The 15,004-nt window shown below is 73.5% G+C and carries 13 protein-coding genes; 9 read left to right on the top strand and 4 right to left on the bottom strand.

What is annotated here, in order from left to right; translation table 11 throughout:
- Positions 1 to 112 precede the first annotated feature (112 nt).
- Positions 113 to 1,615 (top strand): sugar ABC transporter ATP-binding protein, encoded by a 1,503-nt coding sequence (locus L7N97_RS14730; RefSeq protein ID WP_237479097.1) that lies wholly within the window; start codon positions 113 to 115, stop codon positions 1,613 to 1,615.
- Between the two features lie 10 nt (positions 1,616 to 1,625).
- A complete protein-coding gene (locus tag L7N97_RS14725; RefSeq protein WP_237479096.1) occupies positions 1,626 to 2,636 on the top strand; it encodes an ABC transporter permease in 1,011 nt (336 codons plus the stop codon).
- A 4-nt stretch (positions 2,637 to 2,640) separates the two neighbouring features.
- Here L7N97_RS14725 and L7N97_RS14720 read toward each other — a convergent pair whose 3' ends face one another.
- The 3 genes from L7N97_RS14720 to L7N97_RS14710 form a co-directional block, all read right to left on the bottom strand.
- Entirely contained in the window at positions 2,641 to 3,054 is a 414-nt protein-coding gene (locus L7N97_RS14720) for a PIN-like domain-containing protein (protein WP_237479095.1), read from the bottom strand.
- The gene (locus L7N97_RS14715; RefSeq protein WP_237479094.1) at positions 3,051 to 3,740 is read right to left on the bottom strand and encodes a hypothetical protein; all 690 of its coding nucleotides are present in this window, start codon (positions 3,738 to 3,740) and stop codon (positions 3,051 to 3,053) included. The genes L7N97_RS14720 and L7N97_RS14715 overlap by 4 nt, the downstream gene beginning before the upstream one ends.
- A gap of 103 nt (positions 3,741 to 3,843) precedes the next feature.
- Positions 3,844 to 5,085, bottom strand: coding sequence for an aromatic ring-hydroxylating oxygenase subunit alpha (locus L7N97_RS14710; protein ID WP_237479093.1), 1,242 nt, complete (start codon positions 5,083 to 5,085; stop codon positions 3,844 to 3,846).
- Positions 5,086 to 5,274: 189 nt separating this feature from the next.
- Here L7N97_RS14710 and L7N97_RS14705 point away from each other — a divergent pair, with 189 nt between their 5' ends.
- Complete coding sequence (locus tag L7N97_RS14705; RefSeq protein WP_237479092.1) at positions 5,275 to 5,805, top strand: isochorismatase family protein; 531 nt, start codon at positions 5,275 to 5,277, stop codon at positions 5,803 to 5,805.
- Between the two features lie 448 nt (positions 5,806 to 6,253).
- Here the strand turns inward: L7N97_RS14705 and glgX are convergent, their stop codons facing one another.
- Positions 6,254 to 10,480 carry a glycogen debranching protein GlgX gene (gene glgX / locus L7N97_RS14700; RefSeq protein ID WP_237479091.1) on the bottom strand — a complete coding sequence of 1,409 codons (4,227 nt, stop codon included), beginning with the start codon at positions 10,478 to 10,480 and terminating at the stop codon, positions 6,254 to 6,256.
- A 147-nt stretch (positions 10,481 to 10,627) separates the two neighbouring features.
- Here glgX and L7N97_RS14695 point away from each other — a divergent pair, with 147 nt between their 5' ends.
- The 6 genes from L7N97_RS14695 (at position 10,628) to L7N97_RS14670 (ending at position 14,958) form a co-directional block, all read left to right on the top strand.
- Positions 10,628 to 10,966, top strand: coding sequence for a hypothetical protein (locus L7N97_RS14695; RefSeq protein ID WP_237479090.1), 339 nt, complete (start codon positions 10,628 to 10,630; stop codon positions 10,964 to 10,966).
- A 172-nt stretch (positions 10,967 to 11,138) separates the two neighbouring features.
- Positions 11,139 to 11,762: a shikimate kinase gene (locus L7N97_RS14690; RefSeq protein WP_237479089.1), complete on the top strand. Its 624-nt coding sequence runs from the start codon at positions 11,139 to 11,141 to the stop codon at positions 11,760 to 11,762.
- Positions 11,759 to 12,898, top strand: a complete 1,140-nt coding sequence (aroB, locus tag L7N97_RS14685) for a 3-dehydroquinate synthase (protein WP_237479088.1) — start codon at positions 11,759 to 11,761, stop codon at positions 12,896 to 12,898. Before L7N97_RS14690 ends, aroB begins: the two co-directional genes overlap by 4 nt.
- Positions 12,899 to 12,902: 4 nt before the next feature.
- Complete coding sequence (locus L7N97_RS14680; RefSeq protein WP_237479087.1) at positions 12,903 to 14,282, top strand: HlyC/CorC family transporter; 1,380 nt, start codon at positions 12,903 to 12,905, stop codon at positions 14,280 to 14,282.
- 118 nt (positions 14,283 to 14,400) lie between these two features.
- Positions 14,401 to 14,706, top strand: a complete 306-nt coding sequence (locus L7N97_RS14675; protein WP_237479086.1) for a hypothetical protein — start codon at positions 14,401 to 14,403, stop codon at positions 14,704 to 14,706.
- Positions 14,707 to 14,745: 39 nt separating this feature from the next.
- On the top strand, positions 14,746 to 14,958 hold the full coding sequence (locus L7N97_RS14670; protein WP_129228370.1) for a dodecin: 213 nt from the start codon (positions 14,746 to 14,748) through the stop codon (positions 14,956 to 14,958).
- Positions 14,959 to 15,004 lie beyond the last annotated feature (46 nt).

Raw genomic sequence — 15,004 nt, 5'->3', positions numbered from 1 at the left:
CGGGGTGCCGTATCACCAGCCGCACGTCGGCTGTTGCCGACCTGCGGCGCTCGATGGGGGCGAGCCTGCGAGCAGGCTCGCTGTTCCTTCGATTCCATGTCGAAAGGCGCTCATGTCCGAACCATTGCTCGAACTCCGCGCCATCGAGAAGACCTACCCCGGCGTCCGCGCCCTGAAGGGCGTCAGCCTCGCGGTGCATCCCGGCGAGGTGGTGGGGCTGATCGGCGAGAACGGCGCGGGCAAGTCCACGCTGATGAAGGTGCTCGGCGGCGTCGTGGCGCCCTCCGCGGGCTCCATCGCGATCCGCGGCGTCGAGCATCCGGCGCTCACGGTGGGCCAGTCGCTCGGCGCCGGCATCGCCTTCGTGCACCAGGAGCTCAACCTCTTCGACAACCTCGACGCCGCCGCCAACGTGTTCATCGGCCGCGAGCCGACCCGGGCGGGCCCGCTGCGCCTGATCGACCGCGCGGCCCTGCGCCGGAAGGTGACGCCGCTGCTGGAGCGCCTCGGCTGCGATTTTTCGGCCGACGCGCCCGTCTCGGCCCTGTCGATCGCCCAGTGCCAGATGCTGGAGATCGTCAAGGCCCTGTCGCTCGACGCCAAACTCATCATCATGGACGAGCCGACGTCGAGCCTCACCCTCACCGAGACCAAGCGCCTGCTCGCCGTGGTGGCGGACCTGAAGCGCGACGGCGTGGCCGTGGTCTTCGTGTCGCACCGCCTGAGCGAGGTCGAGGCCTGCGCCGACCGCGTCGTGGTGCTGCGCGACGGCGCCATGGTGGGCACGCTGGCGCGCGGCGAGATCCGCCACGAGGCGATGATCCGGCTGATGATCGGCCGCGACCTCCAGTCCCTCTACACGCCGCCGGCGCGGCCCCCCGGCGCGCCCGCGCTCGACCTCGTCGGGGTCGCGACCGCGGCCTATCCGCACCGCCCCGTGACGCTGCCGCTGCGCTCCGGCGAGATCCTCGGCCTCGGCGGCCTCATCGGCGCCGGCCGCACGGAGCTGGCCCGCGTGATCTTCGGCATCGACCCGCCGGCGGCCGGCACGCTCAGAATGAGCGGCGAGGACCTCCGCCTCGCCTCGCCCAAGGACGCCATCGCGCGCGGCATCTACCTCGCCCCCGAGGACCGCAAGGCGTCCGGCGTGATCCTCGACGACCCGATCGTCCAGAACGTGTCGCTGGCGAGCCTCGGGCGCTTCGCGCGCCTCGGCCTCGTCGGCGGGGCGGCCGAGCGCGCCAACGCGGAGGAGCAGCGCCGCTCGCTGCGCATCAAGGCGCCCAGCGTCGCCACCCGCACGGGCTCGCTGTCGGGCGGCAACCAGCAGAAGGTCGTGCTCGGCAAGTGGCTCTGCATGGCCCCCAAGGTGATGATCTTCGACGAGCCGACGCGGGGCATCGACGTGGGCTCGAAGGCCGAGATCTACGCGCTGATGCGGGCGCTGGCCGACCGCGGCGTCGCCATCCTGATGATCTCCAGCGACATGGAGGAGGTGATCGGCGTCTCCGACCGCGTCGCGGTGATGCACGAGGGCGCCATCACGGGCGTGCTCGGGCGGGACGAGCTCAGCGAGGCGGCCGTGATGCGGCTCGCCGTCGGCGCGGTGCAGTAGGAGTTCTGGGATGCTGAAGAAGGACCTCGGGCTCTTCCTGCTCATCGTGGTGGTGGGGGCCGTGGTGGCGGTGCTGAACCCCCGGTTCATCTCTCCCGTCAACATCTCCAACACCGCCAACCTGATCGGCCTCTACGGGCTGTTCTCGATCGGCGAGGGCTTCGTCATCATCACGGGCGGCATCGACCTGTCGATCGGCTCGGTCTTCGCGCTGCTCGGCGTGGTCTTCATCTCGCTCGTGACGACCTACGGGCTGAGCTGGATCGCGGCCGTGCTGATCGTGGTCGCGGCGGGCATCGGCATCGGTATGCTGCACGGCCTGCTCATCACCCGGCTGAAGCTCCAGCCCTTCGTGGTGACGCTCTGCGGGCTGCTGATCTACCGCGGCATCGCGCGCTACTACACGGACGACGGCACCGCCGGCTTCGACTTCGGTCAGAGCTTCCCGACGCTCGACTTCATGACGACGGGCCGGGTCGGCGGCGTGCCGATGAGCTTCGTGATCTTCGTGATCGCGGCCTTGATCATGGGCGTGCTGCTGCACCGCTCGGTGTTCGGCCGCTACCTGTTCGCGGTGGGCAAGAACGAGGAAGCGGCGCGCTATTCCGGCATCGGCACCAAGGCCGTGATCGCCTCGGCCTACGTGATCTGCTCGGGGATCGCGGGCGTGTCGTCGATCTACTTCGCCATGTACACGCGCTCGATCTCGCCCGCCTCGCACGGCACCTTCTACGAGCTCTACGGCATCGCCGCGGCGGTGCTGGGCGGCTGCTCGCTGCGCGGCGGCGAGGGCTCGGTGCTCGGCATCGCGCTCGGCGCCGTGCTGCTGCAGGTGCTGCAGAACCTCGTCAACCTGCTCGGCATCCCGTCGTCGCTGAACTTCGCGGTGATGGGCGGCGTGATCCTGGCCGGCGTGGTGATGGACGGCCAGCTCCAGCGCTTCCGCACCCGCCGCGTCGGCCGCGGCGGCGGCCCGGCGCCGGCCGTGACGCCGAAGGTGCAGCTCGGCCACGAGGGCTGAGGGCTCACGGCGGCAGGGGCCGCAGCGCGCAGGAGCGCCCGACCGGCAGCTCGAACAGGAAGGGCGCCGGCGAGGAGCCGAGCACCAGCTCGACCTCGGGCCAGCGCTCGACGAGCAGCGCCGCCTGCCGCCCGACCGGCAGCGCCCCGAAGCCGGAGCCGAGCGCCAGGGCGCGCAGCCCGGCCTGCCGGTATGCGAGGCGCAGCGCCGGGACGCCGTGGAGCCGGACGTCGCCCGTGACGACGAGCCCGCCGCCCGCGCGGGCCACCCGGGCGAGGTCCGGCGCGTGCGGCCCGCCCGGCAGGTCGCCGACGTGCACCGCCCCGCCGCCCGACGCCGCCAGGTGCCGGTCGAGCGCCGCGGCCAGGCGCGGCGGCGTCCAAAGATCGAACAGGACCTTGTCGAACAGCACCCTCACCCGGCCGTCCTCCGCCCCTCGATGACGTCGTGGAAGAACAGCGCCCGGCGCACGGCGCGGGCCGGCACGCCCCAGGCCTCGGCGGCGGCCTCCGCGGAGCCCTCGCCCCGCACCGCCCCGACCAGCGCCGCGACGGGCACGGAGGTTTCCGCCTCGATCGGCTGGCCGAAGCTGCGCGCGGGGTCCAGCAGCACGGAGCGCGACGGTCCGAGCGGCCACCACGCGGAAGGGCGGCCCGCGTCGTCGTAGTCGACGTGCTTCAGGCTGCGCTCGACGACGTCCCGGAACGTGTACTGCTGGCGAAACAGGTCGATCAGCGCCGGCTCGCCATCCTCCTCGACCACCTCGACGAAGAGCGAGTGCCCATCCGTGCGGAAGGCGTGGGTCGACAGGGGGCGATCCTCGCCGGCGGCGTCGCGGGCCAGGCGGATCGCCTGCCGCACCCGGTGCGGAGGGAGGCCCTCGGCGATGAAGGAGGCGGCGACGCGCACCTCCATCAGGTCGCCGAAGCCCAGCGTGGCGCCCTCGCCGTCCTGCGGGACCTGCGGGTGCCACAGCGGCTCGTAGTGGCGCCTGTGCGCCTCGTAGCCGCGCAGCCAGCGGATGATCTTGGCGGGCGGCACCTGGACCAGGAGCCCGGCCTCGGCGGCGGTGTAGAGCCCGATGCCGATCAGATCCCCCGCCATGCCGAACGCCGCTCCCCGCCGCGCCGCCGGATATGTCGACGGGGTGAGGCGAGTTCAAGCGGCGGGCGGGCGGGCGCGGCAGCGCCGGGCGGGCGCGCCGCCGTCACGCCACCCGGCGCAGCTTCGGCTCGCCCTGCAGCGCGCGGCGGGTCGCGCCGAGGTACCAGTCCACGAACTGCATCACGCCCGACTCGTGCTCGATCGAGTAGGGCCCCGGCTCGTAGGCGGGCGACAGGATCCCGCGCTGGTTCTCCTCGATGACGCGCCGGTCCTGGTCGTTGGTGGCGATCCACACCTCCGTGAGCGTCCGGAGGTCGTAGTCGACGCCCTCCACCGCGTCCCTGTGGACCAGCCACTTGGTCGTCACCTCCGTATGGGTGGCGTCGATCGGCAGCACGCGGAAGGTCGAGGCGTGGTCGCCCAGCACGTGGTTCCAGGTCGAGGGATAGTGGAACAGCATCAGCGTGCCGATCAGCGGCGCCGTCACCCCCGAGGCGAGCTGGCGCTTGACCGCCTTGGCGCCCGTCATCGTGTAGCTCTCGATGCCCTCGATCAGCGGCCCGCGCGTGATGCGGTGCTGCCCGTCCGCCGCGATCTGGAAGCGCGACGGCAGGCCGGCGCCCTCGCAATGCGCCCAGTGGGCCAGCATGGCGGGGTCGCTGAACACGGCGTCGATGCCGGTCACGGTCGGCGCCTCGGGGAAGGAGCGGATGAGCTCGGGGTGGTTGGCCGCGCAGTGGTAGCACTCGCGGTTGTTCTCCCAGGTGAGCTTCCAGTTGCCGTTCTCCACGATGGTGGAGGTGAAGGCCACCTTGGTGTCGGCGAGGTCGTGCGGCGCGAGATAGGGGGCGACGGTCGCGCTGAACGCGTCCCAGTCCGGCGCGTCGCGGCCGACGCAGACGAAGATGTAGCCCCCGACGCTGCGGCAATGGACCGGCTTCAGGCCGAACTGCGACTTGTCGATCTCGCCGTCCATGTGGCGGGCGCGCAGCAGCGTGCCGTCGAAGTCGTAGGTCCACTGGTGGTAGGGGCACACGAGCCGCTTCGACCTGCCCCGCTCCGTCGTGCAGACGCGCGAGCCGCGGTGGCGGCAGGAGTTGTGGTGCGCGCGGATCTCGCCGTCGTTGCCCCGCACCACCACGACCGGATAGTCGCCGACCTGCATCGTGAACCATTCGCCGGGCTGCTTGATCTCGCAGTCGTGGCCGGCGAACAGCCAGTCCCGGTAGTGGATGTTCTCGAGGTCGAGCCGGAAGAACTCGGGGTCGCAGTAGAAGTCGCGCGCGAGCGAGAAGCCGGGCCGGTGCGCCTCGACGGCGGCCAGCATGGTCTGGTGGGGGGTCATGGCGGTGTCCCCTGCAGGGCCCGCGGCGGCGCGGGCGGGATGGAACGGTGACTATCGGCCGACATATGGGTGCGCGGCAAGGGCCGCTCCAGCGGCGCCGTCCCGGCCCGCGCGCGGCGCGCGGTCGGCCCTTGCGGTCCCGCCTCGCCCCGCACCAGGATCGGGGAGGCTCGCAGGGAGGATGCCGGCATGAGGACGATCGAGGCGGGTGCGTCGGCGCTGCTGATGGTGGACCTGCAGGCGCGGCTGATGCCCGCCATCGCGGACCACGAGGCCGTGCTGCGCGAAGCGAAGCGCCTGCGCGACGCGGCCGCGCTGTGCGGCGTGCCGGTGCTGTTCACCGAGCAGAACCCGGGCCGGCTCGGCGCCACGGTGCCGGCGCTCGCCCCCGCGGAGCCGCGCCTGCCCAAGATGGGCTTCGACGCCGGGCGCGACCCCGCCTTCGACGCGGCGCTGCCGGACCGCGCCACCGTGCTGCTCTGCGGCGTCGAGGCCCACGTCTGCGTGCTGCAGACCGCGCTGGGCCTGCTCGACCGCGGCCGGCGCGTGGCCGTGGTCGAGGACGCGGTGGGCTCGCGCGCCCCGGCCAGCAAGGCGGCGGCGCTGCGGCGCCTGGAGCGGCACGGCGTCGAGATCGTGACAGTCGAGATGACGGTGTTCGAGTGGCTCGGCAGCGCCGAGCACCCGCGCTTCCGGGACGCGATGGCGCTGGTGAAGTGACGCCGGGCCCGGCCGGGCGGGCTCCGCCGGCGGCGGAACAGGGAAGGACCGCGGGTGCCATGTTCCCGCGATCGTCGGCATAGGCCCCCTGCCCGCCCGCTCCGATCCCGCTTCGCCACGGCCCGGCGTCCGCCGTGCCGCAGGCCGCCCGTTGGGCGCCGACCGGCGCCACCGCGATCGCCCGCGAAGGGATGGTCGACGTCCTCCGGCAGACCGGCGGCGCGGTCGGCAGCGTCATGAGCGCGGGCGCGCCTTCGCGGACGCGTCCGGCATCCCGCGCCCGACCACGGACCCCGCCGAGGTGATCCGCCTCTCCGACCGCATCCTGGTCATGGCCGAGAAGCGGATCGTGCACGGGGCACCGGACCGCGGCGACTATGGGACGCTGAGCGAGGAGATCCCGCACGCCATCGCGTGACGCGGGATCCCCTCCCCCGCTCCGCCCGCCCTAAAGCTCCAGCCCCTCTCCCCTGCCCCGCTCGGGCAGCCTGCCGCCGCCCTGCGCGAAGATCTCGGTCACGTCCATCGACAGCTTGCGCTGCCAGTTCGGCCGCTCGACGCTGGTGCCGGGCAGGTTCACCGCCACCGTCTCGCCGACGAGGTCCTCGGCCTGCGCCACGGCCAGGATGCAGGGCGTCTCGGCCACGAAGCGGTTGGCGGCGTCGAGCACGCCGCGCGGCACGCCGGGCGCGTCCTCCAGGCTCTCGACCCCCACCGCCTCGGCGAAGCGGTGCTTCTCCTGCGCGCGGTCCCCTTCCGCCTTGGCGACGTCCTCCGGCGTCATGTGGCCGATGGAGCCACGCTCGGCGTAGTCGGCGCCGTCCCACCAGCCCGCCAGCGTGGGCAGGTCGTGGGTCGCCACGCAGGCCACCGCCTTGGCCGGATATTCGTGCCGCGGGATGAAGTTCAGCCCGTCGCGCTCGAAGAACATCACCCGGTAGGACAGGATGTCGGCCGCGTCGAGCCGGTCGCGGAAGCCCTCCGGCACCGTGCCGAGGTCCTCGCCGATGACGAGGCAGCGGGCGCGGTGGGACTCCAGCGCCACGTCGGCGAGGTTGCGCTCGAGGTCGTAGCCCACGTAGGCGCCGTCGGCCCCGCTGGCCCCGTCCGGCACCCAGAACAGGCGCTGCAGCCCCATGGCGTGGTCGATGCGCAGCGCGCCGGCGTGGCGCATGTTGGCCCTGAGCAGGGTCGCGAACATGGTCGAGGCTTCGGCGACCGGGTTCGGCGGCGGCAGGCTCCACACCTGGCCGGTGGCCGAGAAGGGGTCGGGCGGCGCCCCCACCGACACGCCGCGGGCGAAGTTGCCGGCCTCCGCCCAGGATTCCGCGCCGTCCGGCGCCGTGCCGACCGCGATGTCGCGGTAGAAGCCGAGGCCGAGCCCCGCCGCGGCCGCGCGCGCCGCGGCGGCTTCGAATTGGGAGGACGCCACCCACTGGAGCCACAGGTGGTAGCGCACGCGGCCCGCGTGGGCCTCCGCGAAGGGCGCGATGCCGGCGCCGGTCGGCTCGCGCAAGGACGCGTCCCACAGCTGCCAGGGCAGGCGCGGCACGGTCTCGGCGATGCTCTCGAAGATGGCGAAGCGCCGCAGCGCTTCCCCGCCCGCCGCCACGAAGGCGTCGAAGGCCGGGTCGCGGCCGCGCGCCGCGAAGCTCGCGAAGGCGGCCTCCAGCACGGCCGACTTGGCGGCCCAGACCCCGACGTAGTCGACCGCCGTCGCGGCCCTCAGCCCGTCGAGCGCGCCGGCCTGCGATTGCAGAACGGCCGCGGCCTCGGGCGAGGCGCCGACGATGCCGGGCGCCGCGACGTCGATGTAGGCGGGGTCGAGGAAGCGGCGGTCGGACGGGTTGTAGGGGCTGGCGCGCCCGCGGTCGGCCGCGAACTGCGCGTGCATCGGGTTCAGCCCGACGAAGTCGCCGCCGTGGCGCGCGACTTCTTCCGCGAAGGTGCCGAGCGTCGTGAAGTCGCCGATGCCGCCGTCGCCCTGCCGCCGCAGCGTGTAGAGGTGCGCCGCGACGCCGAAGCCGCGGCGCCCCTCCCTGTACTCGGACGGGATGAAGCAGCGGCGCGGCGCCACCGTCAGCAGGCTCGCCCCCGCCTCGTCGCCGTCGAGCACGATCCGGTGGCGGCCGGTCGGCTGCGGCGGCAGGGCGAGGCGGGTGCGCAGGCCGCGGCGGCCATCCGGCGCGTCGAAGGCGCCGCGCTCGCCGCCGTCGACGTCGAGGTTGTGGCGGTCCACCGTGCCGTCCTCGCGCAGCACGGCCACGTCGTGCCGCCCGGTGAGCGGCTCGGCCCCGCCGTCGACCACGAGCTCCAGCGCGACCGTGGCGCCGGCATGGCCCACGGTGGAGGACGCCAGCGGGCGCAGGCGCCGGTCGGACAGGCGGGCGAGGCTGTCGCGCGCCTCGCCCTCGGTGCCGGCTTCGAGCCCCATGGTGCGCAGGATGGCCCGCTTGGCGTCCGGCGACACGCGATTGCGCTGGCCCGTCGCCGAGAACCACTCGGGCGCGATGCCGGCGGCCTCGGCCAGCACCGTCACGACCTCGTCGGGCGAGCGGCGCCGGCGGGGCCGCGCCGCCGCGCCCTCGCGCTCGGCGAACAGCACCACGGAGCGCGGCTCCACCGCGGCCTCGCCGTGCTCGTCGGGGTGCGGGGGCTCGCCCTCGGACGCGGTGTCGAACGCGCGGCTCCAGCGCCAGCCGGGGCGCGGCTCCGGCAGGGCGACGGCCAGCGCCTCCTCGGCGGCGTGGAACACGATCATCACGCGGTCCGTCGCGCCGCCCGGCAGCGCGCTCGGGGCCGCCAGCACGCCGACCAGCGTCGCGCTCGGCGGGTTCTCCCAATCGTGGGCCTCGGGGCTGCGGCCGTCCGGCAGGCGCCAGGCCACGTCGGGCAGGTCGACGCCCGGCAGCGGGGCGCCGGAGGGGAAACGGTCGCGCGTCAGCGCCGGATGGGCGGCGCGCAGGTCGAGCAGACGACGCACGAAGCCGAGCATGGGGTGGTCGGGCTTCGACCAGTCGAGCCAGGAGACGGCGTTGTCCTGGGAATACGGGTTGTTGTTGCCGCCCTGCGTCTGGTCGAGCTCGGTGCCGGGCCCGAGCATCGGGGTGCCGCGCGACAGGAGCAGCGTGGCCAGGATGTTGCGGGCGTCCCGCGCGCGGGACGCGAGCACGGCGCGGTCCTCCGTCGGGCCTTCCACGCCGTGGTTCCAGGAGCTGTTGTCGTCGCGGCCGTCGCGGTTGTCCTCGCCGTTGGCCTCGTTGTGCTTGGCGTCGTAGCTGACGAGGTCGCGCAGCGTGAAGCCGTCGTGCGCCGTGACGAAGTTCACCGAGCGCGACGGGTGGCGCTTGGCGGCGAAGAGGTCGGCCGAGCCGGTGACGCGCTTCGCCAGCTCCGCCGGCCCGGCCCGCCCGGTCCAGAAGCCGCGCACGCCGTCGCGGAACCGGTCGTTCCACTCGCCCCACAGCCCGTCGAACTGACCCACCTGGTAGCCGCCGGGGCCGATGTCCCAGGCTTCCGCGACGAGCTTGAGCCCGCGCAGCACCGGGTCCTGCGCGATGGCGGCGATGATCGGCGCGTGGGGGTCGAAGCCCATGCGGCGGCGGCCGAGCACGGGCGCGAGGTCGAACCGGAAGCCGTCGATGCCGCCGTGGACCGCCCAGGCGCGCAGCGAGTCGAGCACCAGCCGCACCACGGCCGGGTGCTCGGCGTCGAAGACGTTGCCGCAACCGGCGTCGTTGACGTAGCGGGACGGGTCGGCGGCGTCGAGCCGGTAGTAGGACGCGTTGTCGAGGCCGCGGAAGCTCAGCGTCGGGCCGTGCTCGTCGCCCTCGCCCGAATGGTTGTAGACGACGTCGAGCAGCACCTCGATGCCGACCTCGTGCAGGGCCGCGGTGGCGGCGCGCACCTCCGCCCAGCCGCCGGGGGCGAGGCGCGGGTCCGGCGCCAGCAGGGCGACGGGGTTGTAGCCCCAGTAGTTGGAAAGGCCGAGCCCCTTGAGGTGCCGCTCGTCCGCCCAGGCCATGGCGGGCATCAGCTCGAGCGTGGTGATGCCGAGCGCCTTGAAATGGTCGACCGCGGCCGGCGAGGCGAGCCCCGCGAAGGTGCCGCGGATCTCCTCCGGCACCCCGGGGTGGAGCTTGGAGAAGCCGCGGACGTGCACCTCCGTGATGCTGGTCCGCGCCCAGGCGGGCGCGCCGCCCCAGGCGAACGCGGTCTCCGGCGCGCCCACGATCGCCTTCGGCATGGCGGGGCCGCTGTCGCGCCGGTCGGGCTCCTGCGCGCCGGGGGCCGCGTCGAACATGCTGTCGTCGAGCGCGAAGGGGCGGTCGACCGCGACGGCGTAGGGGTCGAGCAGCAGCTTGGCGTCGTTGAAGCGGTGCCCGTTCCACGGCTCCCAGGGGCCGCGCGCGCGCAGCCCGTAGCGGGCGCCGGGCTGCACGCCGGGGATGAAGCCGTGGTGCACGTCGCCGGTGCGCTCGGGCAGCGTGAAGCGCGACTGCTCGACCTCGCCCGCCGCGTCGTAGAAGCAGACCACGATCTCTGTCGCGTGGGCCGAGAAGACCGCGACGTTGACGCCGCCGTCCGTCGGCGTGACGCCGAGCGGCTCGGGCCGGCCGGGGCCGGGCCGGATCGCGGCGGGCGCGGAGGTGTCGGCCGTCGAGTCGTTGAGCATCGCCCTGCCTGGGTGGACCCTGAGGAGGCCCGTCCCTTAGCATCGCCGCGGTGCGGGCCGGAAGGTGTGCGCTGCCGCGAAAGAACGACCTGCGCCCCCGGAGCGGCCCGATGGCGCGCCGATGAAACCGGCGGTAGGATGAGCTCCATGAGCACCGAGCCCGAGAACCTCGTCCTCCAGCTTCTCCGCGACATGCGGGCCGACATGGCCGGCATGCGGGCCGAGATGGCGACCAAGGCCGACCTCGCCGACCTCCGATCCGAGATCGGGTCGCTGCGCGCCGACATGGCGTCGGACTTCATCGACGTGCGCCGGGAGATCGCCGGAGTCCGCAAAGACCTCGGCGAGCAGATCGTCGGGCTGCGCCGGGCCGTGATCGAGTATCACACCTCCGTGGTGGGCCACGGCGTCCTCATCAGCGAGCTGGAGGCGCGCCTCCGCCGCGTCGAGCAGCACCTCGACCTGCCGCCGCTCGAGGCGCATTGAGGGCCTGCCGCCGGGTGTCGACGCTGCGGACGCCCCGGCGTTCGCTGGCCCCGGGCTTCCTGAGACGTGGCGCGGAAGACCGGCATGCCCCAGGGCGTCCCGAGCCGATCTCCACCGGCGCGATCCCCGCGCGGGATTAGCAACGTTCGATCCGCATGCTAACATCGCCCGCATGAGGGCGACGGCGTATCACGCGGACAGCGGGACGGATCACGGCAGGGGCGGACATCGCGCCGAGGCCGGGGCGGCCCGCGCTTCCGCCATCCTGCGCCACCTCGGCCCCCGCCCCATCGTGCTCACCGGCATGATGGGGGCCGGCAAGACCGTGATGGGCCGACGCCTCGCCGCCCACCTCGGCCTCGACTTCGTCGACAGCGACATCGAGATCGAGACCGCCGCCGGTATGACCATCCCCGACATCTTCGCCCGCCACGGCGAGCCCTTCTTCCGCGACCGCGAGAACCGCGTGGTGGACCGCCTCATCCACGGCGGCCCGCGCATCGTCGCGACCGGCGGGGGCGCCTTCATCCACCCCGCCACCCGCGCCGCCATCAAGTCGGGCAGCCTGTCGGTTTGGATCAGGGCCGACTTCGACGTATTGATGCGCCGCGTGCGCAAGCGGTCGAACCGGCCGCTGCTGCGCACGCCCGACCCCGAAGGGACCCTGAAGCGCCTCATGGCCGAACGCTACCCCGTCTACGCCGAGGCCGACGTCACGGTGGACTCGCGCGACTGCTCGCACGAGGTCATGGTGGACGCGATGGCGGCCGCCATCGCGGGGCGGCTCCTCCCGTGACCCCGTCCCCGGAACCCACCTCCATCCCCGTCGGGCTCGGGGACCGCTCCTACGACATCCTGATCGGCCCCGGCCTCGTCGCCGGCGCCGGCGCGCGCGTCGCCGCGCTCGCCCCCGGCGCCGCCTGCGCGGTCGTCACGGACCGCAACGTCGCGCGCCACCACCTGCCCGCGCTCCTCGCCTCGCTCGACGCCGCCGGGGTGCGCCACGCCGAGGTGGTGGTCGCGCCCGGCGAGGGCTCGAAGAGCTTCGCCGCCTACGCGGAGGTCTGCGGCGCCGTGCTCGACGCGCGGGCGGAGCGCGGCGACCTCGTCGTGGCGCTCGGCGGCGGCGTGGTGGGCGACCTCGCCGGCTTCGTGGCGGCGACGCTCAAGCGCGGCATGCGCTTCGTGCAGATCCCGACCAGCCTCCTCGCCCAGGTGGATTCGTCGGTCGGCGGCAAGACCGGCATCAACGCCCCCCAGGGCAAGAACCTCGTGGGCGCCTTCCACCAGCCGTCCCTCGTGCTGATCGACACCGACTGCCTCGACACGCTGCCCGAGCGCGAATTCCGCGCCGGCTACGCCGAGGTGGTGAAATACGGCCTCATCGACGACGCGCCCTTCTTCGACTGGCTCGACGAGAACCGCGGGGCCGTGTTCGCCGGGGGCGCGAACGGCGCGGAGGCGCGCCGCCACGCGGTCGCGCAGTCCTGCCGCTCCAAGGCCGCCGTGGTGGGGCGCGACGAGCACGAGCGGGGCGACCGCGCGCTCCTGAACCTCGGCCACACCTTCGGCCACGCGCTGGAGCGGTTGACGGCCTACGACGGGGCGCGCCTGGTCCACGGCGAGGCGGTGGCGGTCGGCATCGCGCTGGCGTTCCGCTTCTCGGCCGCGCGAGGGCTCTGCCCCGAGGGGGACGCGGCGCGCGTCGAGCGCCACTTCCGCGCGGCCGGCCTGCCGACCCGCATCCGCGACGTGCCGGGCTGGAGCGACGGTCCCGACGCGATGCTCGACGCCATGATGCAGGATAAGAAGGTGACGCGCGGGCGCCTCAACCTGATCCTCGCCCGCGGCATCGGCCGGAGCTTCGTGGCACCGGACGTGCAGACGGCGGCGGTGCGGGACTTCCTCGACGGCGAGATGGCGAAGGGCTGAACCGATGCATGGCGCTCCGGCCGAGGTGGCCGCCCAGGGGGCGGACCTTTGGCTCGACATGGCGATCGTGGTGCTCTGCATCACGCTGTCGGCCTTCTTCGCCGCGGCCGAGACGGCGCTGACGGCGGCCTCCCGCGCCCGCATGCACGCCATCGAGAAGGGCGGCGACAAGCGCGCCGGCATCGTGACGCGCCTGCTCGAGGACCGCGAGCGCTTCATCGGCGCCATGCTGCTCGGCAACAACGTCGCCAACATCACGGCCTCCGCCCTCATCACCAGCGTGCTCCTCGCCCTGGTGGGCGAGCGCGGCGTGATCTACGCCACGATGCTGATGACGGTGGTGATCCTGGTCTTCGCCGAGGTGCTGCCGAAGACGGTGGCGATCAACTTCCCCGACCGGTCCTCGCTGTTCCTGGCCCGCATGGTGGCCACCATGGTGGCCGTGTTCGGCCCCGTGCTCAGCGCAGTCGAGATCTTCGTGCGCGGCATCCTGCGCGTCTGCGGCGTGAACCTCGACGAGAACCGCTCCATGCTGAGCGGCGTCGAGGAGCTGAAGAGCGCCGTGGACCTCCTCCATCAGGAGGGCAACGTCGAGCGCTCCGACCGCGACATGGTGGGCGGCCTGCTCGACCTGCACGAGCTGGAGGTGCAGGACGTGATGGTCCACCGCACCAAGATGCAGAGCATCAACGCCGCGCTGCCCCCGGCGGAGGTCCTGCGCGAGGTGCTGGCCTCGCCCCACACCCGCCTGCCGCTGTGGCGCGGCGAGCCCGACGAGATCGTGGGCGTGCTGCACGCCAAGGAGGTGCTGCGCGCGCTCTCCGAGCACGGCGGCGACGGCTCCGGCCTCGACATCGCGGCCATCGCCTTCGAGCCCTGGTTCGTGCCGGCCACCACCAGCCTGCAGGACCAGCTCCAGGAGTTCCTGCGCCGCAAGCAGCACTTCGCGCTGGTGGTCGACGAATACGGCGAGGTCGAGGGCCTCGTCACGCTGGAGGACATCCTCGAGGAGATCGTCGGCGACATCCGCGACGAGCACGACCTCGCCGTCCAGGGCCTGCGCGTCAACGCGGACGGCAGCGTCACGGTGGACGGCTCCGTGCCGATCCGCGACCTCAACCGCGTGATGGGCTGGGAGCTGCCCGACGAGGAGGCCAACACGATCGCGGGCCTCGTCATCCACGAGGCGCAGACCATCCCGGACGTCGGCCAGGTGTTCACCTTCCACGGCTTCCGCTTCGAGGTGCTGCGCAAGGCGCGCAACCTGCTCACGCTGATGCGCGTGGCGCCGGACGGCAGCGAGGCGCTCGCCCGCCCCGCCCCGTCCCCGCGGCGGAGCCGGTCCGCCGCCGAGCGGCCGCGCCCGGAGCCGCCGCACCCCTGACCGGGGTGCGTTCGGATCTGAGACTTTTTCGCGTCGGACCGGGGGCATCCGATGCTAGGTTAGTGCCGCCCCCTGCACCGCGATCCAGTCTCGCCCCGTTCGAACGGGCGGGGCCGCGATGGACGCCGATTTCCGGACCTGGAACGTCTTTCGCCGGCGCAGCGACGGCGGACTGTGCTGCGCCGTGCCGGCCGAGGCGCCGGTGCCGCGCTTCCTCCTCTGCGGCGAGTGGGACTTCGGCTTCGCCATCACGGACGGCGGCCGGCCGGTGCGGGGCTTCTGCCCGTTCGAGGCCGAGGCGGCGGCCGGCTCCGGCGGCTTCCACCTGTTCCTCGCCTTCGTGCCGCCGCTCGGGACGGCGCCGGGCGGAACTGAAGCGCGCGGGGGCGGGAGCCGAACGGCGGGTTCGCGCATTCCGTCCTGACCGGGCGCCGGGCCGGCGCCGCTGACCATGGGAAGACAGATGTCCGAACACACCTACCGGCTGATCGAGGTCGTGGGCTCCTCGCCGACCGGGATCGACGACGCCATCAAGGAGGCCATCGCCGACGCGTCCAAGACCATCCGCAACATCCGCTGGTTCCAGGTCGTCGAGACGCGCGGCCACGTCGAGGACGGCAAGGTGGCCCATTTCCAGGTCACGCTGAAGATCGGCTTCACGCTCGACGACCGCTGAGCGGCACGGCGGGCGGGGGTCTCCCCCTCGCCCCCGCGGGGCGGGT

It is taken from the genome of Lichenibacterium dinghuense (assembly GCF_021730615.1).
Taxonomy (GTDB): domain Bacteria; phylum Pseudomonadota; class Alphaproteobacteria; order Rhizobiales; family Beijerinckiaceae; genus Lichenihabitans; species Lichenihabitans dinghuensis.
This window is presented reverse-complemented; position numbering and strand designations above follow the sequence as displayed.

What these genes read in the sequence shown, in the direction of transcription:
- L7N97_RS14730 (WP_237479097.1), top strand. Translation starts at nt 113, where the DNA reads ATGTCCGAACCATTGCTCGAACTCCGCGCCATCGAGAAGACCTACCCC.
- L7N97_RS14725 (WP_237479096.1), top strand. Translation starts at nt 1,626, where the DNA reads ATGCTGAAGAAGGACCTCGGGCTCTTCCTGCTCATCGTGGTGGTGGGG.
- L7N97_RS14715 (WP_237479094.1), bottom strand. Translation starts at nt 3,740, where the DNA reads ATGGCGGGGGATCTGATCGGCATCGGGCTCTACACCGCCGCCGAGGCC.
- L7N97_RS14710 (WP_237479093.1), bottom strand. Translation starts at nt 5,085, where the DNA reads ATGACCCCCCACCAGACCATGCTGGCCGCCGTCGAGGCGCACCGGCCC.
- L7N97_RS14705 (WP_237479092.1), top strand. Translation starts at nt 5,275, where the DNA reads ATGAGGACGATCGAGGCGGGTGCGTCGGCGCTGCTGATGGTGGACCTG.
- glgX (WP_237479091.1), bottom strand. Translation starts at nt 10,480, where the DNA reads ATGCTCAACGACTCGACGGCCGACACCTCCGCGCCCGCCGCGATCCGG.
- L7N97_RS14695 (WP_237479090.1), top strand. Translation starts at nt 10,628, where the DNA reads ATGAGCACCGAGCCCGAGAACCTCGTCCTCCAGCTTCTCCGCGACATG.
- L7N97_RS14690 (WP_237479089.1), top strand. Translation starts at nt 11,139, where the DNA reads ATGAGGGCGACGGCGTATCACGCGGACAGCGGGACGGATCACGGCAGG.
- L7N97_RS14680 (WP_237479087.1), top strand. Translation starts at nt 12,903, where the DNA reads ATGCATGGCGCTCCGGCCGAGGTGGCCGCCCAGGGGGCGGACCTTTGG.
- L7N97_RS14675 (WP_237479086.1), top strand. Translation starts at nt 14,401, where the DNA reads ATGGACGCCGATTTCCGGACCTGGAACGTCTTTCGCCGGCGCAGCGAC.
- L7N97_RS14670 (WP_129228370.1), top strand. Translation starts at nt 14,746, where the DNA reads ATGTCCGAACACACCTACCGGCTGATCGAGGTCGTGGGCTCCTCGCCG.